This is a genomic window from Mycobacterium sp. 1482292.6 (genome assembly GCF_001672995.1).
GTDB lineage: Bacteria > Actinomycetota > Actinomycetes > Mycobacteriales > Mycobacteriaceae > Mycobacterium > Mycobacterium europaeum_A.
Genome location: NZ_LZKV01000007.1, coordinates 1 through 19366, shown reverse-complemented (window position 1 = coordinate 19366; position 19366 = coordinate 1). Strand labels below are relative to the sequence as shown.

Sequence of the window (19366 nt, the reverse complement as noted above, 5' to 3'; positions counted from 1 at the left end):
GAGGTCTTCGATGGGCGCCAACGACCGGTCCCCGGCGGTGGTGATGGTCACCAGCTCCGCCGGGTGTCCCAGCGCGATCAAAGCGTCTCGGACCGTTCCGGCCTGGGTGGTGGCCAACAGGCTGCCCCGCGTGCCTATCCGGATCACGTTCGCCAATCGGCTACTCGGCGGTTTGCTGCGGGGTTCCCGCGTCGAATCCGCTTGCGATGACCGGCAATTCGCCCGCGGCCACGGCATCGACGGCGGTCTGGTCGAGTTCGAAGAGTTCGCGCAGTGCCTCGGCGTAGCTGTCGCCACCGGGCGCGCTGGCGAGCTGTTTGATCCGCACGGTCGGCGCGTGGAGCAGCTTGTCCACCACCCGCCGCACGGTCCGGGCCACCTCTTCGCGCTGGGCGCTCTCGAGCCCGGGCAGCCGGTTGTCGAGGCGCAGCAGCTCCGCTTCGACCACGTCGGCGGCGCGCTGGCGCAACGCGGTGACCGTCGGCGTGACCTCGGCCATCCGCTGGCCGGCAAGATAGGCAGCAACTTCGGTGGCGACGATGTTGCGGGCGGCGTCGACGTCCGCGGCCGCGGCGTGGGCCGAGGGCTCGTGCTGGACGCGGTCCACGTCGACAACCCAGACGCCGGGCAGGCCGGCCACCGCCGGGTCGACGTCGCGCGGCATGCCCAGGTCGCAGATCACCAGCGGGTTCGCCTCTTCGTCGCGGTGCGCGGCGGCCAGCGCGTGGTGCACGTCGGCCAGCGAGACCACCGGGGTCACCGCTCCGGTACAGCTGACGACCACGTCGGCGCCGGCCAGGGTGTCGGCCAGTCGGTCCAACGGCAGGGCGTCGGCCGGCACCCCGGTGTCGCGAATCTTGCGGACCAGGCGCTGGGCCCGGGACAGCGAGCGGTTGAGTACATGGACGTGCCCGATGCCGGCCCGGGACAGGTGCGCCGCGGCCAGGGCGCCCATCGCTCCGGCGCCGACCAGGACCGCCGACTTACCGGACAGCCCGCCCAGCCGGCGTTCGGCCATGTTCAGGGCGACCGACACCACCGAGGCGCCGGCGGCGTCGATGGCGGTTTCGGAGTGCACCCGCTTGCCCACCGACAGGGCCCGCTGGGCCAGCTCGTGCAGGACCCGGCCGACGGTGCGATTGGTCTCGGCGTCGGCATAGGCGCGACGGACCTGGCCGAGCACCTGCTGCTCGCCGATCACCGCGGAATCCAGGCCGCTGGCGACCGCGAACAGGTGCTCGACGGCGGCCTCGCTGTACCGGACGTACGCGTATTTGGTGAGGTCGGCCATCGACATGCCGGACTGTTCCGACAGCACCTGCCCGATCACGGCCAACCCGCCGTGGAACGCGTCGACCACCGCGTAGACCTCGACCCGGTTGCAGGTAGACAGCACCATCGCCTCGGTCACCAGCGGCGACTGCAACACCCGGTCGACGATCTTGCCCTGATCGGCCTCGTCGATGCTGAGTTGTTCCAGGACGGAGACCGGCGCACTGCGGTGCGAAACCCCGAAGAGCAAGACGCTCACGGCAGCATCACCTGGCCAGCTCCCTTGCTTCCTCCAGTAAATGAACTGCTGTCCAAGGTAATCGTTTATCAGCTGGGCTACCAAATAATGGCCCGCCGCCGGCCGACCGGGCGACGGCCGGTCGGTTAGCGGGCGAGATCGGCCCGCAGCCGAGGCTCGTCGATCTCCCAGTAGCTGTGTTCGCGGCCGTCGAGCAGGATCACCGGCAGCCGGTCGCCGAACTCGGCACGCAGCGCGGTGTTGCCCGTAGCGGCGGCCGCGTCGACGTCGGTCATCGACAGCTCGAAGCCCAGCTCGGCGGCCAATTCGACCAACCGGGCGTGCACCCGCTCGCAGATGGCACACCCGTCGCGGGTCAGCAGCTCCACCCGTGGCCGGCCGGTCGCCTCAGTCATGGGCACCAGTGTGGCATTGGTGACTTGTGGGGCCATCTACCAGGCGTTATGTTCCGACAATGGCCGACGAAACGCTGCGAGTCGATCCTGTCGTGATGCAGGGTGCCGCCGTCTCGCTCGGTGGTGCGGCCGAGCAGCTTTCGGCCCAGCTGTCCCAGCTCGACGACCAGGTGGGCCAGCTGCTGGGCGGTTGGCAGGGTGTGGCCGGCAGTGCGTACGGATCCGCGTGGGAGCTGTGGCACAACGGCGCCCGCGAGGTTGAGCTCGGGCTGTCGATGCTGGCGCACCTGGTCGGCCAGGCCGGCGGGGCGTATCAGGCCAACGAGGCCGGATCCGCCCAGGCGGAGCGCGGGGTGCGCGGTGGCTGAGGCGTTTCGGGTGGATCCGCAGGCGCTGGCCGATGCGGTGCACCGGATGGCGGCGTTCCAACGCTATGCCGAAGACATGATCGCCGAAATCGATTCGCGCGTAACGCGTTTGCATGCAGTGTGGACGGGCGAAGCCGCCGCGGCGCACGCTGAGGCGCATCAGCACTGGGTTCGCGGCGAGGCGATGATGCGCCAGGCGCTGGCCCAACTGGAGAAGGTGGCCACGACCGCGCACGGCAACTACACCGGCGCAATGTCGACGAATCTCGGTATGTGGTCGTGACTAAATGGCGCCGCTGGCGTGTGACCCGACTGCCCTAGACCGAGCCGGTGCCACGGTCCTGACCACCGGCGTCTCCTTGGGTTCGGTGATCTCGACGTTGACCACGGCGTTGGCCGACACGGCGGGCATGGCCGGTGACGATCCGGTGGGTGTGGCGCTGGGCCGCGCGTACGACGGTGCAGCGGCCAAGGTGATCGAGGCGATGACCGGCACCCGCAATGGGTTGGCCAGCATCGGCGACGGGGTGCGGATGTCGGCGCACAACTATGCGCTGGCCGAGGCGATGTCGGACGTGACGGGCCACGCCGCAACTCTGCCGACGCCGCCGGTGACGGCGCCGCTGACCGCGGCGTCTCATCCGCCATCGGCGGTGGGCGCCGGAAGCAGCGCCCCGGCGGGTTGGAGTTGGGTCGCGCCGTATATCGGAATGATCTGGCCCACGGGCGATTCGGCGAAACTACGCGCCGCCGCCGCGGCATGGACGACCGCGGGTGCCACCTTCATGACGACCGAGTTCGCGGCCGGCGGCGGCACCATGGCCGCCATTGCCGCGCAACAGATTCCGGAAGGCACCGCCATCAACAAGGCGTTGACCGACGCCTCTCGTGCCGCCATCAGCGTTGCGGGCCAATGCCAGACGATCGCGGCGCAGCTCAATAGCTACGCGGCCAAGATCGACAAAGTGCACGCGGCGATCCTGGACCTGTTGTCGCGCATCTGTGATCCGCTGACCGGCATCAAAGAGGTGTGGGACCTTCTCACCGACGAAGACGAAGACGAGATCAAAAGAATCGCCGACGACATCAAAACGGTGGTCGACAACTTTTCCGAGGAAGCCGAAACGCTCGCCGACCAGATCAAGGCCACCATGTCGGCGGCCGCCACCGCCGCGAAGGATATGGCCCACTGGGCCGATAAGGAGTGGAACCACTTCGTCGCCTTGAATAAGGCGGCCCTCCATGGGCTAGGAAAGATTCTTGGTGGCGCCGGCAAAGAGGGCTGGGGAACTCTCAAAGGGCTATTCGCGATCAGCCAGTTCCGTGCGGTGCTCGATCCGATCGGATACGGCAAAGAGCTTGGCGGGATGGTCCAAGGGGCGGCGTCGCTCACCGGCCTCGGCCCCGACGGTGGCCCCGGTTGGCTAGAGTCATGGGAAGCGCTGGGCAAACAAGTCAGCCATTGGGACGAGTGGGGCACTGACCCTCTCGATGCACTCGGCCGAACCGCTTTCGACGTACTGACATTGCCGATACCCGGCGGACCGCTTTCCAAGCTCGGCAAGCTCGGTCGCGGTGCTGCAGATGCGCTGAAGGATCTAAAGAAGCCGCCCGAGCTCAAACCCCCGACAGTTAAGCCACCCGGAGAACCAGCCCCTGCCGCGCCAAAGCCGCCAACCCAGGATCAACCGGCGCCGGCGCCCTCGGGCAGGCCGACACCTGGGCCCGCTGACCGCCCTTTGCCGCATAGTCCCACCGAATCCAAGCCACCGCCGGTCGCACAGCCCCCGTCCGCGGAGCCGACCAAACCGGCTGCGGCGCCGGGCGAGCCCGGCGGCAAACCGGTGGCTTCCCCGCCCGCAACAGACACCCCGCTAGCCCACTCGAAACCGGCCGAGCCAGTCCCTGCGCACGTGCCGGCGTCTCCCGGCAAACCTCCGGCTGTGTCTGGTTCCCACGGTGCTCCGCCGCCCGGGTCCGAGCCCGCAGCTCCGGCGGCACCCGCACCGCATCTCCCGACGCCGCCTTCGGTACCGATGGGTGGCGGAGTCCCCGCCGAAGTGCCTCCCGGAGTAGGTGCGGTGCCCCATGGCGGTGAACCCCCGGCCCATCCAGGCGAGCCGTCACCAGGCGGGCGTCTGCACACGCCTGGTGACGGCGGAGGGCCTCATCTACCGGGCGACGGGCACCCGCCCGGCGACGGCAACGGGCCTCATCCACCCCGTGAAAGCCACGAACCGCCCCGACCACACCAGCCGCACGACGGCACACTCCCCGACAATCCCGCTGACGGGCATCCGCCAGAAGTCCCCGCGCCGTCGGACTTGAAGCCCTGGCACCAGGCGCAGCTGATGCTCGCGAAATCACCCGAGCAGCTCGTGAAGGACCTTGTCGAACACGGATGCCCTCGAGAAATCGCCGAATCAGCTGCGCACAGCCCCTATGAGGGAATGACCGCTCAAGAAATCTTGGATAAATGGTGGGATGTGGCAAAAGGAACCTGGAAATGGCCAGAAGCGAACGGCTTCGCAGATGGCGTATACCAAACAGCTCGCAGCGTTTCCAAGGACACGTGGTTGGATCGGATCGGAGAGGTCAGCGACAACAGAGGCGATTTTATGGGCACAGTCGGTGACAGCTATCCGGACCGAGGTCTGGCACCCGGCTCATCTGGTGATTACAATCGGTTCCACGGCACTGGTAAAGAATTGCCTGCCGGCTGGGAAGTCCGATATGGAAAAGTAGCCGATGCGTTTGGTCAGCCAGGCGGTGGAACACAATGGGTAGTCGTCGACGAGGAGGGCCAAATAGTGCTGATCAAGTTTTTGATCGACAATGGATATTTGGACTGGGGATAGCGCTGACATCAAGAAAGTCTTTGAATATGCAGATGGATGCTAGAGGTTCGACTACGGCAGCCGAAGCCGCCGAGGTGATTCGGTACTACAACTTGTGGCGCAGGATCGCCAACTACATCGGAAGTGGACCCTACGACGAAGCCGAGTGGGTCCAGGATCGTCTCTACTTTCGCTCAGACTATTCGGAGAAGCTGAAAAAATGGCACGACTGGGCGGAGTTCGGTGATTGGTCAGCTTGGATCATCGCCTCGAGGCCGCAAGGATATGTCGGCGTAGTACGTTCGCTCAAGCATGAAAGAGAAACGGAGCGGAAAGAGCGAGTTGAGGTAATTTTCTCCCGTTTCTCGGATGCGGGTAAGTACATCATTTCGAGAATAGGCGACGGCATCCGCAGCCGTCGCGACGTACGGCTAAAAACGCTATCCGTAGAATGGGAGGCGCGCGGGCTTGATTCACGGATAAGAATCGAGTCCGTCAGTTCTGAGGCCATCGAGCTCGTGACCAGAGAAAGACCAACCCTGGAAAAAGAATATGCGGAACAACATCTACGGAAATACACGCTAGAAAATGATCCGGGCTCCTACGGATTCGCACTTGATTACGAACAACCGATGATGCAAGTCTTAGCCCTATCGTTGGAAGAGCTGACAGCGGCACTGTTGGAGGGTATGCCGGAAAGCATTACCTCTCAGGTCCCGCTCTGGCGGCAGTAGGGTCCGCGACGGACAGGTTGGCGCGAAAGCTTCGCGCCGCGCGCCGAGCCCGCGGACACGTCAACGCCCGCATGCCATCTGCCCGATAGGGTTGGGGATCGGGCACCCGCTGGGTCGCCATGCACCACAGCGATCTAGGAGGTTTGGCGATGACTTCCTCTGACCCGGTCAACCCGGACCACACCGGTTACGTTGACCCGGAAACGCTGGCCGCGGACGCCAGCGCCGCCCGCGCGATCGAGGGCATGCAGGAAGCCGCCGCCGCCGCCTCCGAGGATCGCCCTCAGCCGCCGATCGACCTGACCGCGGCCGCCTTCTTCGACGTGGACAACACGCTCGTGCAGGGCTCGTCGGCCGTGCACTTCGGGCGCGGACTGGCCACGCGGAACTACTTCACCTACCGCGACGTCGTCGGATTCATCTACGCGCAGGCCAAGTTTCAGATCCTCGGCACGGAAAACAGCAACGATGTCGCCGCCGGCCGGCGCAAGGCGCTCGCCTTCATCGAGGGCCGATCGGTCGAACAACTGGTCACCCTGGGCGAGGAGATCTACGACGAGATCATCGCCGACAAGATCTGGCCCGGCACCCGCGAGCTCACCCAGATGCACCTGGACGCCGGCCAGCAGGTGTGGCTGATCACTGCGACGCCCTACGAGCTCGCCGCGACCATCGCGCGACGGCTCGGCCTGACCGGTGCGCTGGGCACGGTCGCGGAATCGGTCGACGGCGTCTTCACCGGCAGGCTGGTCGGCGACATCCTGCACGGCACCGGCAAGGCGCACGCGGTGCGGTCGCTGGCAATTCGCGAGGGGCTCAACCTGAAACGCTGCACGGCGTACTCGGACAGCTACAACGACGTGCCCATGCTGTCGCTGGTGGGCACGGCCGTCGCCATCAATCCCGACGCCCGACTGCGTGCCCTGGCCCGGGAGCGCGGCTGGGAGATCCGCGACTTCCGCACCGCCCGTAAGGCGGCCCGGATCGGGGTGCCCTCGGCGTTGGCGCTGGGCGCAGCCGGTGGTGCGCTGGCCGCGCTGGCCTCTCGGCGGCAATCACGCTGATAGGCTGCGCCGCGCAGACACAATTACGGAGGGCATTGCGCCATGACGACCCCCAAGGAAGCCGAAGGACTGATCGGCAGCCATTACCGCGCGCCGGACTACTTCGAGGTCGGCCGGGAGAAGATCCGTGAGTTCGCCCTGGCGATCAAGGATGACCACCCCGCGCACTTCGATGAGAGTGAATCCGCGAACGCTGGGTACCCGGACATGGTGGCGCCGCTGACGTTCCTCGCGATCGCCGGGCGCCGCGTGCAGCTGGAGATCTTCACCAAGTTCAGCATTCCGATCAACATCGCCCGGGTCATTCACCGCGACCAGAAGTTCAAGTTCCACCGGCCGATCCTGGCTCACGATAGGCTGTACTTCGACACTTACCTCGACTCGGTGATTGAGTCCCACGGCACCGTGCTTGCGGAGATCCGGAGCGAAGTGACCGACGCCGATGGTAAACCGATCGTCACGAGTGTCGTCACGATGTTGGGAGAGTCCTCAAACCAGGAGGACGTTGAAGCTACCGCCGCGGCAGTGGCATCCATATCCGCAGGAAAGTTAGGGGCGTTGTAAATGACTGCTCAGGGGGAAACGGGAAGCACGCAACTCAAACCGCCGGTCGAAGCGGTCCGATCCCACTACGACAAGTCAAACGAATTCTTCAAGCTGTGGCTGGACCCGTCGATGACCTACAGCTGTGGCTACTTCGACGAGAATCCTGACCCGCAGAATCTGACCAAGACGCTGGAAGAGGCGCAGTACGCCAAGCGCAAGCTGGCCCTGGACAAGCTCAACCTCGAGCCCGGCATGACGCTGCTGGACATCGGCAGCGGCTGGGGTTCGACGATGCGGCACGCGGTGGCCGAGTACGACGTCAACGTCATCGGACTGACGCTGAGCGAGAACCAGTACGCCCACTGTGTGGCCGAGTTCGACAAGATGGACAGCCCCCGCCGCAAAGAGGTCCGGATCCAGGGCTGGGAGGAGTTCCCCGGCGACGTGCCGATCGACCGCATCGTGTCGCTGGGGGCGTTCGAGCACTTCGCCGACGGCGCCGGTGACGCCGGGTACGAGCGCTACGCCACCTTCTTCAAGAAGTACTACGACCTGCTGCCCGACGACGGCCGGATGCTGCTGCACAGCATCGTGGTGCCCAACGCCGAGGAGGGCAAGAAGCTGGGGTTGCAGGTGAACATGACCCTGCTGCGATTCATCAGTTTCATCCTCAAGGAGATCTACCCGGGCGGGAAGCTGCCCCAGGTCGACCTGGTCGACAAGTACTCGACGGACGCGGGTTTCAAGATCGAGCGCCATCACTTCATCGGCAAGAACTACGTTCCGACGCTGACGGCCTGGGCGGACGCCCTCGAGGCGCACAAGGAGGAGGCGATCGCCCTGAAGGGGCAGGAGACCTACGACATCTACTTGAAGTACTTGCGCGGCTGCTCGGACCTGTTCCGGGACGGCTACACCAACGTCTGCCAGTTCACCCTGGTCAAGTAGCCGGCTTCTCAAAGGTCAACGCCATCGCGGATTTCCGCGGTGGCGTTTCCTTTTGCGCGGCTCAGCCGAAGAAGATGTTGCGACGCCCGGCGAGCAGCCGGTACAGCGTCTGCTGGATGGTCTCGCGCACCTGGTCGGTCAGCTCGAAGGTGACCATCGGATCGTCGGCGTCGGAGGCGGCGTAGTCGTCGGTGTAGATCGGTTCACCGAACGTGATGTGCCATTTCGACGGCAGCGGCACCAGGCCGACCGGCCCGGCCAACGGGAACAGCGGGGTGATCGGGAAATATGGCAGCCCGAAAAGTCGTGCCAGCAGCTTGACGTCGGTGAGCATCGGGTAGATCTCCTCGGACCCGATGATCGAGCAGGGGATGATCGGCGCCTTGGTCCGCAGCGCCGCCGTGACGAATCCGCCGCGGCCGAACCGCTGCAGCCGGTAGCGGTCCTCGAAGCGCTTGCCCAGCCCCTTGTAGCCCTCCGGGAAGACGGCGGTCAGCTCGCCGGCGGCGAGCAGCCGGTGCGCGTCGGTCGTGCAGGCCATGGTGTGGCCGGCCTTGCGGGCCGCCTCGCCCACAATGGGCAGGTCGAACACCATGTCGGCGGCAAGCAGGCGCAGCTCGCGGTGCGCCGGGTGCTCGTCGTGCACGGCCACGGACAGCATCAACCCGTCGAACGGCAGCACGCCGGCGTGGTTGGCGACCACCAGCGCGGCGCCGTCGGCCGGCAGGTTCTCGATGCCGCTCACCTCGACCCGGAACCAGTTCCGGAAGAACAGCCGCAACACCGGCAGCACGATCGCGCTGTTGAAGTGCGGATCGAAGCCGAACTCGTCGACGCTGTAGTCCCCGGTGATTCGTTGACGCAGGAATCCGGCAACGGCGGCGACGCGCTGCGCCAGATCATTCAGCGGGGCGTCGGCGGACGAGGCGCCGGCGGCGCGGCGGTGTTCGTCGATTTCGCGAACCACCGCGGCGATCTGCTCGGCCGACGCGCGGCCATTAGGATCCGAAAGTAACGAAGGGTGTTGGCGAGTTGACTCGGCTCGTTGATCGGCTCTCCGACGCGCCGCTACCCGAGCCCGATTAGTGTGCAGTGGAATGACATTCGCTCTGGTTTCACCCGCCACGATACCTACCTGACCCCACCCCACGGAATTGGATTTCGGCTACCCCAGCGCTGGGCCAGGGATATGGCGCGACCTTCCCAGGAGCGTACCCGATGCGGGTCGATAATGGGAGTCAGGCTTCGGCCGCGAACGTAGTCGTCAAAGGCTTCTGCCGTCGTCCATTTCGGCTGGAAGCCGAGTTCTGAGCGCATTCGGCTGGTATCCATGACGCGGCCATAACTCAAGTAATCAAATTGGTCGCGACTGATCTCGTTGTAATGATTTGCGCGCCGCAAGGAATCCAATACCCAAACGCCGAATCCCGGTACTGGCAAAGGAATCCGGCCGGCCCGCCGGATCGCCTGCGACAGCATGATGATTCCGTCGGCGCCGATGTTGAACGTTCCCGCCTTGCCGGCCATCGCCGCACGCTCCAGCGCACCCAGCGCGTCCTGCTCGTGCAGCAGCTGCAATCGCGCGTCGCGGCCGAACATCGTTGGCACCAAAGGCCCGGCCAGATAACGCGACAGCGTCGTGTCCATCGCCGGGCCGATCATGTTGGCCAACCGCAGGATCGTCACCGCGATATCGGGCCGGCGCCGTCCCAATCCGCGCGCGTAGGCCTCGATGTCGAGGCTGTCCTTGGCGAAACCGTCACGGAAAGGCCGGCGGCTGGTGCTGTCCTCGGTGAACATCACCGGATCGTGCGCGCTCGACCCGTACACCTCGGACGTCGACTTGAGCACCACCCGGCGCACCGAGGGCGCCTTCTGGCAGGCCGCGAACAGCTGCATGGCGCCCATCACGTTGATCTCTTTCAACGCCGCCGTGCCGCCGGATCGCGGCGCGTAGGACGCCGCCGCCGCGTGCACCACCGTGTCGACGTCGCCGTTACGAATCACCTTGGCTATGAAGGGATTTCGAATGTCGGCGCGGACGAACTCGGCGCGCCCCATCCGGCGCAGCATGTCCTTGCTCGGGGCTATCGCGTCCACCGCGATGACCCCTTTGATCATCGGGTTCTGCGCGAGCCGGGCCGTCAGGTAGCCACCCAGGAACCGGCAGGCACCTGTGACCAGCACGATTTTGGGGTAATGCACCGTGTTGCCGGCGGTGTCGCCCGGCCCGGTGTTCTCCCCGTTCGACGGATCCACCCGAACAGCCTAGCGGCCGGGCGAGATGGCGGCACTTTGCCGCGGACGGGGTTACTTGCCGAGTTTTCTGCGCTGCACCCGGGTGCGACGCAGCAGCTTGCGGTGCTTCTTCTTCGACATACGCTTGCGCCGCTTCTTGATTACTGAACCCATGAACTCCGCTATCTGACCGTGACCTGCTTCAAAGATTGGACCCGGACACTTTACCCGGCGGAACGCACCGAACACCAAACCGGTGTCGGCCGATCGCCGCGCCACGGCGGAGCCTGAATGCCGCCCGCGAGCGGCACGTTTCAGGTCAGCCGGCGTCGAAGTAGGACGTCTCGAGCATGTCGTGGACGGCCTTGGCATGCACCCGGAAGGACCGGCCTACCCGGACCGCAGGCAGCTCGCCGTTATGCACCAACCGGTACACCGTCATCTTGGAGACCCGCATCAACGCCGCCACCTCGGCGACGGTGAGGAACTGCGTCCTGCCCTGCTGGCTGTCAACGGAACTGGCGTCCCGTGGCTTACCTGCAGCATCTCGCGCTGATGGCCCGTTACTAGACGTCATCGCAACCCAATCGTGTCAGGCACGCGCATGCCAGCGGCTTCCCCTCCGCTGGCACCAACACGTGCTTACATGAGGAGAATAGCGGGACTAATGGGGTTACTGGTACTGGTGGGGGACAATCAGTTCAAAAAACTTGGATTACTCTGATGTAATTCTTAGCTGCTCAGAGCGCATTTTTGCGGCCTGAACGGCCGCGTCGACCGCCGCTCGCAGGCCCCCTCGTTCCAGCTCACGCAGGGCGGCCGCGGTAGTGCCGCCGGGCGACGTGACCGTCGCCCGCAGCTGCGTTGCCGTGGCGTCCACCCGCAGCCCCGGCGCCTCGGCCTCGCCCAGCCGCCGATCGGCGTCCATGCGTTCCAGCAGCATCGCGGCCGACCCGGCCATGGTCTGGGCGGTCAGATCGGCAGCCACTTCGCGACTCAGACCCGCCGCGACGCCGGCGTCGACCAGGGCCTCGACCAGCAGGAAGAAATACGCCGGGCCGGACCCCGACAGCGCGGTGACGGCGTCCATCTGGCCCTCCGGAACGCTCAGCACCCCGCCGACCGAGTCGAACAGGGCCGAGACGCCCTCGAGTTGTGGCGCGGTGACGAACCTCCCCTTGGCCAGGGCCGTGACCCCGGCGCCGACCAGGGCCGCCGCGTTGGGCATGGCCCGCACCACCGGCGTCCCGGCGGGAAGCTTCGACTCGAAATAGGTGATGGTGATCCCGGCCGCGACGGTGACGAACACCTGCTCGGCGGTGTCGTTTTCGGCGGCGCCGGCCGCGCGGGCGATCTCGGCCATCACCGACTCGACGTCGGCGGGCTTGACCGCGACCACGACGAATGACGCGTTCTCGACCGCGTCGGGCACCGAGCTGATCAGCACCGAATACGTGTCCGCCAGGTACTTGGCCCGCTCGGGAACCCGCTCGACCACCACCAGGTCCTTGACCTGCCGGCCCGCCCGCAGCAGACCCGACAGCAGTGCCTCCCCGATGCTGCCGCCACCGATGATCGCGATTCTTGCCATGCCGGACAGCATCGCAGACCCCGCGCACTAGCGAGCGGCAGGGACCAATGCCAGCTGGCGGGCCTGCACCACCAGGCGGCCCAGGCTGTCGACGACGGTGTGGTCCTCGTCGAACCAGTCGTGCCCGATCTCGGTGCAGGTCGCGATGATGCGCAGCCAGCCGTCGGCCGGCAGGCCGCGCAGAAACGCCGTCAGCTGGATCGTGGGCGCCCAGCCGGTGCGGTCCACCGCGAACGTCACCGGCGCCGACAGATCACCGCACATGAGCGCAAACAGCGCGTCCGGGGCCACCCCGCGGGGGCGCGCCCACATCTGGATCACCGGCGGACGCCCGTCGGTGCGGGGCTGCATGGTCGACAGCACCGGCCGCACGTCGCACCCCTCCCCCAGGTGCACGAGGCCGGCCAGCGGATGCCCGGGGCCGATCGGCTCGATGTCGTCCGGCGGTTCGGGCGCCATCAGGTCGGCCACCGGGTGGGCCGACAGCAGCGGCCTGGCCGCACCGTCGACCGGATAATGCTCGGGCTCGCCGAGGTTGACCACGGCGTGCACCGCGGTGCGGTCGCCCTGGTTCAACTCGACGTCGACGACGCTGATCCGCCGGCCCCGCTTGCGTACCGACGTCACCAACTGCACCTGCCCGGGATCCGGCGCCCACAGATAGCTCGCGGACACCGCGACCGGCTGCTGAGCCGGTTCGCGGCCGTCCGACTGGCAGGCGGTGCGGGCGGCGTTGGCGCACAGCGCCAGCATCGCGCCGCCGTGCACCTTGGGGCCGATGGTCCAGCGCTTGTCGAGTTCGCCCTCGAAGACGCCGGAACCGACCTCCCGCAACGTCATCGCGGTGGTGAATAGCGCACTCATGGTGTCTGGGTTCTCCTGGCTTGGTCAGCGCAGCAGGTGCGTGCGGGCAAACTGCAGCGATTCGGCGAGCATGGCCTCGCGCTCGTTGGCGGACCGCGCGCTGGACGTCGACACTTCCAGGATGACGTGCCCGGCGAATTGGCTGCCGGCCAGCATCTGACACACCTCGGCGGTGGGTTGGGTGCCGCGCCCGGGGACCAGGTGCTCGTCGGCGGGCAGGCCGTTGCCGTCGCACAGGTGCAGGTGGACCAGGCCGCTACCCATCCGCTGGGCCATGTCCAGCGAGTCGGTGCCCGCGGTCGCGGTGTGGGACAGATCCAGCGTGTAGTGCGCGTGGTTGCCGTCGAGCGGGTCGTAGGAGGGCGCGAACGCCGAAATCGCGGGCCCCGGTCCGCCGCCACGTTTGCGCATCCGTTCCAGCGACTGGCCGGCCCCGAAGAACCGGTCCGCCCGGAACGGGAACATGTTCTCCACCGCGACCAGCACGTCGCTGGATGCTTCCAGCGACGCCACCTGCTCGGAGAAACCCTCGGCATAGCGCCGCTGCCAGCGAAACGGCGGGTGCACGACCACGGTCTGCGCACCCAGTTGTTCGGCGGCGCGCACGCTGCGATCGAGCTTGGGCACCGGGTTGGCGCCCCACACCCGCTGCGAGATCAACAGGCACGGCGCGTGCACGGACAGCACCGGGACGCGGTAGCGCCGCGACAGCTTCTCGACGGCGGCGACGTCCTGGCTGACCGACTCGGCCCACACCATCAGCTCGACGCCGTCGTAGCCGAGCCGGGCGGCGTATTCGAAGGCGGCCTCGGCCCGCAGCGGGTACACCGAAGCCGTGGAAAGGCCGACTTTGATGGCTGGGCGCACTGTTTACGGTTGCCGCTAACCCGATTGCAACGACAGCGCCAAGGGTCCCAGGGTGATCAGCGCACCCACCGCGACCGCGATCAACGTGCTGGCGATGTCCTCGGTCTTGCGCACCACCCGCACCCCGGCCACCAAGCCCAGGATGACCAGCACCGATAGCACCAGCGCGACCAGGCTGTTCCACCGCCACAGCTGATCGAAGGCCACGAACAACCCGCCGCCGAACGCCACGGCGAGCATCGACTGCAGCACGACCACGCCGCCGCGCCACAGCGTGTCGAATCTGCCGTGCTCCGGGTGGGCATCCAGGTCCGCGTCCGCGTGCCCGTCGTCATCGAGGTGCTCCTCGCCCAGCACCCCGGCGCCCACTGATCCCTCGGCGTCCTCGTCCAGCTCGGCATCCCCGGACCGCAAGAACGAGCGCACGTACGCGGAGTCCTCCAGCGCCGGCTCGGCCTCGCGCACTTCGGAGTCCATGACGTCCACCGGGACGTCGGCGTAGTGGTCCATGGGGTCGGGGCTCATGCCCTCGGCCCCGGAGGCCTGCCCCGGCTGCCCGGTGCCATTAACGGACGAGCGGGACGAGCCGGGTCGGTCGGCGTCGGGCAACGGCCGTGGATATTCGCTGCGCTCCGGTCCCGGCGCCCGCTTGGGCTGCGGCGGTGACTTGGGCCAGCGTGGCTCGGGCTCCGACCAGTAAGAGGTTTTGGGTTCGTCTTCGGTCACCGGCTCGGCGGCGACGTCCTGGGTAGCGGGTTCGGCCGGATCCGGCTCGGCAACCCCGATCGAGTCGGTGGCGCCGTGGTCGGCTTCTTCATCATCGCGCACCACCGGGATTTCGCCGGTCAGTTCTGCGACGGTCACTGAGTCGCTGTCGCCGCGCCGGCGGCGGCGGCGCCGGGTGACCGCCGGGGCACCGATGGTTCCGTTTCTGGCCAGCAATTCGGCCACCGAGATCGGCCGAGTGCCCGGGTTCTCGGTTTCGGAGTGCGGTCCGGTCATGGTTTGTCGCCTCTCGATCGGTGCTGATTCCGATCAACTACCTGACCTCCAGCATTACGCACCGAAGGCTCCATGAGGGCCGATCCGTCGGCTTCGCTGTCGAGTTTGCGCAAGATGAGACCTTCCCGTAATGCCCACGGGCAAATATCCACCGATTCGATCGACAGCGCTCGCATGCTTGCCTCCGCCACCAGCGCGCCCGCAACGATCTGCGGTGCCCGCTCGGCGCTCACTCCTTCCAGTTCCGCCCGGTCAGCGGTCGTCATCCTAGAGATGAAAGATATGAGTTGCCTGAGCCCGTTTGCTGTGAGCGTCCTCTTGACCCGCGGTCCGGCGCCCGAGGGCGCCGCGCCGGTGAGTCGTGCCAGCGACCGAAAGGTCTTCGATGTCGCCACCGTCAGGTCGGGACTACCCGCCTCGAGGATGTTCACGCTGGCCTCGGCGAGCTCGGCATCGAGCCAGTCCCGCAGCATCGCCACCCGGCGCCGGCCGGGCGGGTCGTCGGGCAGCCACTCGCGGGTCAGCCGCCCGGCGCCCAGCGGCAGCGACAAGGCGACCTCGGGCTCCTCGTCCACGCCGCTGGACATCTCCAGCGAGCCGCCGCCGATGTCGAGGTTGATGATGCGGCCCGCGCTCCACCCGTACCACCGGCGCACCGCCAGGAAGGTCAGCCGCGACTCGTCCACGCCGGTCAGCACCCGCAGTTCCACGCCGGTCTCCTTGCGCACCCGGCTCAGCACGTCGTCGGAGTTGCCGGCGTCGCGGACCGCGGACGTGGCGAAGGCCATCAGCTCCGCACAACCCGAACTGTCGGCGATCTTGGCGAACTCGTCGATCGTCGAGATCAGCTTCTCGGCACCGCGTTTGGTGATCTTCCCGGCGCTGTCGGTCGCCTCGGCCAGGCGCAGCGTGGCTTTCGTCGAACTCATCGGCGTCGGGTGACCGCCGCGGTGGGCATCGACCACCAGCAGATGCACCGTGTTGCTGCCCACGTCGAGAACGCCCAATCGCACGTAAACAAACTAACGAAGCCGCAGCAGCGGTGCTTTGCGCGACCCGGCTAACCCGCCGTGATCACGGCCATACAGGGGCCCGAGTGTCAGCGACTCGGATGGCCCGAATCGTGGTCTAACGTGGACTGCGTGGCGAATTCGCAACCCGCACCCGGACAAGAGGTCGAGCTGGATTTCGCCCGCGAATGGGTGGAGTTCTACGACCCCGACAACCCCGAACACCTGATCGCGGCGGACCTGACCTGGCTGCTCTCCCGGTGGACGTGTGTGTTCGGCACTCCGGCCTGCCGCGGCACGGTGGAGGGCCGCCCGGACGACGGGTGCTGCTCGCACGGGGCGTTCCTGTCCGACGACGACGACCGCGCCCGCCTGGACGACGCGGTGCAGAAGTTGACCGACGCCGACTGGCAGTTCCGCGAAAAAGGCTTGGGCCGCAAGGGTTATCTGGAGCTCGACGAGCACGACGGCCAACCGCAGTACCGCACCCGCAAGCACAAAGACGCCTGCATCTTCTTGAACCGGCCGGGTTTTCCGGGCGGCGTCGGCTGCGCGCTGCACAGCAAGGCCCTCAAGCTGGGCGTGCCGCCGCTGACCATGAAGCCCGACGTCTGCTGGCAGCTGCCGATCCGTCGCAGCCAGGAGTGGGTGACCCGGCCGGACGGTACCGAGATCCTCAAGACGTGGGTCACCGAATACGACCGCCGCGGTTGGGGTTCCGGTGGCGCCGACCTGCACTGGTACTGCACCGGCGACCCGGCCGCCCACGTCGGCGCCAAGCAGGTGTGGGAAAGCCTGGCCGACGAGCTCACCGAGCTGCTGGGCGCCAAGGCCTACTCGGAGCTGGCGGCAATGTGCAAGCGGCGCAGCAAGTTGGGGCTCATCGCGGTGCACCCGGCCACTCGCATCGCCGAGTAGCTGCACCGGTCCGGCTGGGTCCGGCAGGCCACGGGAGCAAGCGATGGACGACGAAAAGCGATCGGCCGCGGCTCCGCGGTGGCGCGGTGAGGCCGGGCGCCTCGAAGTGTGGTACGCGACCCTCTCCGATCCACGGACGGGCGCGGGGTTGTGGATCCATTGCGAGACGGTCGCTCCCGTGCGGGGCGCTCCCTACGCGCACGGCTGGGTCACCCGATTTCCGCTCGACGGGTCACCCCGCACCGAACGCTTCGGTCCCGAGCCCACGCGGCCCGCGGCAGGCGCCGACTGGTTCAGCGCCGCCGGGGCGCGAGTGGCCGACGGGCGGCTGCGCGGACGGGCCGAATCGCTGGCGTGGGACCTGTCTTGGACGGACACCGCGCGTCCGCTGTGGACCTTCCCCCGTCTGACGTGGGAACGCGAGCTGCTGCCCGGCGCGCAGGTCGTGCTCGCCCCCGCCGCCGACTTCACCGGGTCGCTGACCGTCCACGACGCCGCCGCGCCCATCGCGGGCTGGCGCGGCGCCGTCGCCCACATCTACGGACACGGCAACGCGCGGCGCTGGGGGTGGATCCACGCAGACCTCGGTGGCGGCGACGTCCTCGAGGTGGTCACCGCCGTGTCGCACCGGCCGGTACTGCGCAGGCTCGCACCGCTGGCGTTCGTGCGCTTTCGGCTCGACGGAAAAGATTGGCCCACAATACTTTTGCCATCGCTTGCGATGCGGACCAGGCTCGACCCACGAGGCTGGCAGCTGGTGGGTCGCATCGGCGGTCGGCGGGTACGCATCAGCGTCGACCAGCCGCCGGACCGGTGCGTGAGCCTGGGCTACACCGATCCCGACGGCGGCACCGCGGTGTGCACTAACACCGAACGCGCGGAAATCCATGTGGAGCTCGGTCACCGGCACTGGTCGGTGCTCGGACACGCCGAGGTGGGCCTGCGCGGGGACGCGGCGCCCGCGATCAACGAGAGAACCGCGACGTGACGCCGGTTCCGGAATTCATCGTCGAGCTTCGTCGCCGAATCGGCCACGCGCCGCTGTGGTTGCCGGGCATCACCGCCGTCACGATCCGCGGCCGAAAAGCGTTGCTGGTCAAGCGATCCGACAATGGCGCGTGGACGGCCGTGACCGGGATCGTGGAGCCCGGCGAGAATCCGGCCGACTGCGCGGCCCGCGAAGTGCGCGAAGAAACCGGGGTCAGCGCGCGGGCCACGAGATTGGCGTGGGTGCACGTGACCCGGCCGACCGTGCACGCCAACGGCGACCACGCCCGGTACCTGGATCACGTGTTCCGGATGGAGTGGCTGTCCGGGGAGCCCTTTGCGGCCGACGACGAGAGCACTGCCGCCGCCTGGTTCGACCTCGATGACCTTCCGCCGATGACAGCGGACATGCATCGACGTATCACGTTGAGCGCCAACGACGACGTGCGGACCGTCTTCGACACCGACGGTCCGCCACCGGCGGGCTAACCTTCGAGCTTGTACCCCAGCCCGCGCACCGTCACCAGGTGCACCGGGTTGGCCGGGTCGGCTTCGATCTTGGACCGCAGCCGCTTGACGTGGACGTCGAGCGTCTTGGTGTCACCGACGTAGTCGGCGCCCCACACCCGGTCGATCAACTGCCCGCGGGTCAGCACCCGGCCACTGTTGCGCATCAGGTACTCGAGAAGGTCAAACTCCTTGAGCGGCAACGTAATCGTGTCGCCGTTGACCGAGACCACGTGACGTTCGACGTCCATCCGCACCGGGCCGGACTCGAGCACGCCATCGCTGATCTCGGAATCGTCGTCACCGCCGCGGCGCAACACCGCGCGGATGCGCGCGATCAGCTCACGCGCCGAATACGGCTTGGTCACATAGTCATCGGCGCCCAACTCGAGGCCGACGACCTTGTCGATCTCACTGTCGCGGGCGGTCACCATGATCACCGGCACGCTGGACCGCGCGCGCAGCTGCTTGCAGACGTCGGTGCCGGACATCCCGGGCAGCATCAGGTCGAGCAGCACGATGTCGGCGCCACCCCGATCGAACTCGGCGAGCGCGGCCGAACCGTCGGTCACCACGGTGGCCTCGAAGCCTTCCTTGCGGAGCAGGAACGCCAGCGGATCGGCCAGCGACTCCTCGTCCTCCACGATCAGCACACTGGTCATCGGCGCGATTCCTCCTCATCGCTGCGCTCTGCATCGTCATACGCGCGGGTCATCGACTTAGTTCTTCCTCTCGTTGTGAGCGGTTGGGCCGCACGTCGCGGCCAACCACAACGGCAGCATCGGCGTGTGGAGTAAGCCGGGCACCGGATCGACGTTCACTCTTTCGATCCCGGCGGCCAGGGTGTCTCATCACGACGATGGTGAATCCGAGCAATCGCAGGGCCGCGACGTGCGGCCCAACCGCTCACAACGAGAGGAAGAACTAAGTCGATGACCCGCGCGTATGACGATGCAGAG

22 protein-coding genes and 2 pseudogenes are annotated in these 19366 nt (G+C 67.1%); 11 read left to right on the top strand and 13 right to left on the bottom strand.

Features of this window, described 5'->3' with window-relative positions:
* The 3 genes and pseudogenes from A5624_RS26985 to A5624_RS00155 all read right to left on the bottom strand — a co-directional run.
* A pseudogene (locus A5624_RS26985) lies at nt 1-147 on the bottom strand (hydroxymethylbilane synthase); the annotation flags it as partial.
* A gap of 13 nt (nt 148-160) precedes the next feature.
* Complete coding sequence (locus A5624_RS00160; protein ID WP_066859629.1) at nt 161-1531, bottom strand: glutamyl-tRNA reductase; 1371 nt, start codon at nt 1529-1531, stop codon at nt 161-163.
* Between the two features lie 125 nt (nt 1532-1656).
* The gene (locus tag A5624_RS00155; protein WP_066859639.1) at nt 1657-1926 is read right to left on the bottom strand and encodes a glutaredoxin family protein; all 270 of its coding nucleotides are present in this window, start codon (nt 1924-1926) and stop codon (nt 1657-1659) included.
* Between the two features lie 59 nt (nt 1927-1985).
* Here A5624_RS00155 and A5624_RS00150 point away from each other — a divergent pair, with 59 nt between their 5' ends.
* The 7 genes from A5624_RS00150 (at nt 1986) to A5624_RS00110 (ending at nt 8423) form a co-directional block, all read left to right on the top strand.
* Complete coding sequence (locus A5624_RS00150; protein ID WP_066859628.1) at nt 1986-2294, top strand: WXG100 family type VII secretion target; 309 nt, start codon at nt 1986-1988, stop codon at nt 2292-2294.
* Nucleotides 2287-2577 (top strand): WXG100 family type VII secretion target, encoded by a 291-nt coding sequence (locus A5624_RS00145; RefSeq protein WP_066859627.1) that lies wholly within the window; start codon nt 2287-2289, stop codon nt 2575-2577. The genes A5624_RS00150 and A5624_RS00145 overlap by 8 nt, the downstream gene beginning before the upstream one ends.
* A gap of 4 nt (nt 2578-2581) precedes the next feature.
* The gene (locus A5624_RS26980; protein WP_082990429.1) at nt 2582-5152 is read left to right on the top strand and encodes a TNT domain-containing protein; all 2571 of its coding nucleotides are present in this window, start codon (nt 2582-2584) and stop codon (nt 5150-5152) included.
* Between the two features lie 26 nt (nt 5153-5178).
* Nucleotides 5179-5865, top strand: a complete 687-nt coding sequence (locus tag A5624_RS28765) for a hypothetical protein (protein WP_232002157.1) — start codon at nt 5179-5181, stop codon at nt 5863-5865.
* Between the two features lie 149 nt (nt 5866-6014).
* Nucleotides 6015-6929, top strand: coding sequence for an HAD family phosphatase (locus tag A5624_RS00120; RefSeq protein WP_066859621.1), 915 nt, complete (start codon nt 6015-6017; stop codon nt 6927-6929).
* Nucleotides 6930-6971: 42 nt separating this feature from the next.
* Nucleotides 6972-7493 carry a MaoC family dehydratase N-terminal domain-containing protein gene (locus tag A5624_RS00115; RefSeq protein ID WP_066859616.1) on the top strand — a complete coding sequence of 174 codons (522 nt, stop codon included), beginning with the start codon at nt 6972-6974 and terminating at the stop codon, nt 7491-7493.
* Nucleotides 7494-8423, top strand: coding sequence for a cyclopropane mycolic acid synthase family methyltransferase (locus A5624_RS00110; protein ID WP_066859614.1), 930 nt, complete (start codon nt 7494-7496; stop codon nt 8421-8423).
* 61 nt (nt 8424-8484) lie between these two features.
* On the opposite strand, the gene A5624_RS00105 is transcribed toward A5624_RS00110, so the two are convergent.
* The 9 genes from A5624_RS00105 to A5624_RS00070 form a co-directional block, all read right to left on the bottom strand.
* A complete protein-coding gene (locus tag A5624_RS00105; protein WP_197499477.1) occupies nt 8485-9573 on the bottom strand; it encodes a lysophospholipid acyltransferase family protein in 1089 nt (362 codons plus the stop codon).
* Nucleotides 9555-10682, bottom strand: coding sequence for an SDR family oxidoreductase (locus tag A5624_RS00100; protein ID WP_066859608.1), 1128 nt, complete (start codon nt 10680-10682; stop codon nt 9555-9557). The genes A5624_RS00105 and A5624_RS00100 overlap by 19 nt, the downstream gene beginning before the upstream one ends.
* Nucleotides 10683-10733: 51 nt before the next feature.
* The gene (locus tag A5624_RS26970; RefSeq protein WP_003402602.1) at nt 10734-10835 is read right to left on the bottom strand and encodes a 30S ribosomal protein bS22; all 102 of its coding nucleotides are present in this window, start codon (nt 10833-10835) and stop codon (nt 10734-10736) included.
* A 145-nt stretch (nt 10836-10980) separates the two neighbouring features.
* Entirely contained in the window at nt 10981-11238 is a 258-nt protein-coding gene (locus tag A5624_RS00095) for a cell division/environmental response transcriptional regulator (RefSeq protein WP_040629292.1), read from the bottom strand.
* Nucleotides 11239-11376: 138 nt separating this feature from the next.
* Nucleotides 11377-12252: a pyrroline-5-carboxylate reductase gene (proC, locus tag A5624_RS00090; RefSeq protein WP_197518883.1), complete on the bottom strand. Its 876-nt coding sequence runs from the start codon at nt 12250-12252 to the stop codon at nt 11377-11379.
* Nucleotides 12253-12279: 27 nt separating this feature from the next.
* Nucleotides 12280-13116, bottom strand: a complete 837-nt coding sequence (locus A5624_RS00085; RefSeq protein ID WP_066859605.1) for a thioesterase family protein — start codon at nt 13114-13116, stop codon at nt 12280-12282.
* A gap of 24 nt (nt 13117-13140) precedes the next feature.
* On the bottom strand, nt 13141-13983 hold the full coding sequence (locus A5624_RS00080) for a sugar phosphate isomerase/epimerase (RefSeq protein ID WP_066859603.1): 843 nt from the start codon (nt 13981-13983) through the stop codon (nt 13141-13143).
* A gap of 15 nt (nt 13984-13998) precedes the next feature.
* Nucleotides 13999-14985 carry a hypothetical protein gene (locus A5624_RS00075; protein WP_066859599.1) on the bottom strand — a complete coding sequence of 329 codons (987 nt, stop codon included), beginning with the start codon at nt 14983-14985 and terminating at the stop codon, nt 13999-14001.
* A complete protein-coding gene (locus A5624_RS00070; protein ID WP_066859593.1) occupies nt 14982-15998 on the bottom strand; it encodes a Ppx/GppA phosphatase family protein in 1017 nt (338 codons plus the stop codon). Before A5624_RS00070 ends, A5624_RS00075 begins: the two co-directional genes overlap by 4 nt.
* Before the next feature lie 120 nt (nt 15999-16118).
* Between A5624_RS00070 and A5624_RS00065 the strand changes: the two genes are divergently transcribed.
* The 3 genes from A5624_RS00065 to A5624_RS00055 are packed head-to-tail and all read left to right on the top strand — an operon-like array spanning nt 16119 to nt 18389.
* The gene (locus A5624_RS00065; protein WP_066859590.1) at nt 16119-16913 is read left to right on the top strand and encodes a hypothetical protein; all 795 of its coding nucleotides are present in this window, start codon (nt 16119-16121) and stop codon (nt 16911-16913) included.
* A 43-nt stretch (nt 16914-16956) separates the two neighbouring features.
* Nucleotides 16957-17901 carry a hypothetical protein gene (locus A5624_RS00060; RefSeq protein WP_066859588.1) on the top strand — a complete coding sequence of 315 codons (945 nt, stop codon included), beginning with the start codon at nt 16957-16959 and terminating at the stop codon, nt 17899-17901.
* Nucleotides 17898-18389 (top strand): NUDIX domain-containing protein, encoded by a 492-nt coding sequence (locus tag A5624_RS00055; RefSeq protein WP_066859586.1) that lies wholly within the window; start codon nt 17898-17900, stop codon nt 18387-18389. Before A5624_RS00060 ends, A5624_RS00055 begins: the two co-directional genes overlap by 4 nt.
* On the opposite strand, the gene regX is transcribed toward A5624_RS00055, so the two are convergent.
* A complete protein-coding gene (gene regX, locus A5624_RS00050) occupies nt 18386-19069 on the bottom strand; it encodes a two-component sensory transduction protein RegX (protein WP_007768263.1) in 684 nt (227 codons plus the stop codon). The two genes, A5624_RS00055 and regX, sit on opposite strands and share 4 nt — an antisense overlap.
* Nucleotides 19070-19148: 79 nt before the next feature.
* On the opposite strand from regX, the pseudogene A5624_RS26965 reads away from it, so the two are divergent.
* Nucleotides 19149-19343: pseudogene (locus A5624_RS26965) on the top strand (sensor histidine kinase); the annotation flags it as partial.
* Nucleotides 19344-19366: the final 23 nt, after the last annotated feature.

Bases quoted from the DNA above. Each gene is read 5' to 3' on its own strand.
- A5624_RS00155 (WP_066859639.1), bottom strand. From the start codon at position 1,926: ATGACTGAGGCGACCGGCCGGCCACGGGTGGAGCTGCTGACCCGCGAC.
- A5624_RS00150 (WP_066859628.1), top strand. From the start codon at position 1,986: ATGGCCGACGAAACGCTGCGAGTCGATCCTGTCGTGATGCAGGGTGCC.
- A5624_RS26980 (WP_082990429.1), top strand. From the start codon at position 2,582: ATGGCGCCGCTGGCGTGTGACCCGACTGCCCTAGACCGAGCCGGTGCC.
- A5624_RS28765 (WP_232002157.1), top strand. From the start codon at position 5,179: ATGCAGATGGATGCTAGAGGTTCGACTACGGCAGCCGAAGCCGCCGAG.
- A5624_RS00120 (WP_066859621.1), top strand. From the start codon at position 6,015: ATGACTTCCTCTGACCCGGTCAACCCGGACCACACCGGTTACGTTGAC.
- A5624_RS00115 (WP_066859616.1), top strand. From the start codon at position 6,972: ATGACGACCCCCAAGGAAGCCGAAGGACTGATCGGCAGCCATTACCGC.
- A5624_RS00110 (WP_066859614.1), top strand. From the start codon at position 7,494: ATGACTGCTCAGGGGGAAACGGGAAGCACGCAACTCAAACCGCCGGTC.
- A5624_RS26970 (WP_003402602.1), bottom strand. From the start codon at position 10,835: ATGGGTTCAGTAATCAAGAAGCGGCGCAAGCGTATGTCGAAGAAGAAG.
- A5624_RS00095 (WP_040629292.1), bottom strand. From the start codon at position 11,238: ATGACGTCTAGTAACGGGCCATCAGCGCGAGATGCTGCAGGTAAGCCA.
- proC (WP_197518883.1), bottom strand. From the start codon at position 12,252: ATGGCAAGAATCGCGATCATCGGTGGCGGCAGCATCGGGGAGGCACTG.
- A5624_RS00085 (WP_066859605.1), bottom strand. From the start codon at position 13,116: ATGAGTGCGCTATTCACCACCGCGATGACGTTGCGGGAGGTCGGTTCC.
- A5624_RS00075 (WP_066859599.1), bottom strand. From the start codon at position 14,985: ATGACCGGACCGCACTCCGAAACCGAGAACCCGGGCACTCGGCCGATC.
- A5624_RS00060 (WP_066859588.1), top strand. From the start codon at position 16,957: ATGGACGACGAAAAGCGATCGGCCGCGGCTCCGCGGTGGCGCGGTGAG.
- regX (WP_007768263.1), bottom strand. From the start codon at position 19,069: ATGACCAGTGTGCTGATCGTGGAGGACGAGGAGTCGCTGGCCGATCCG.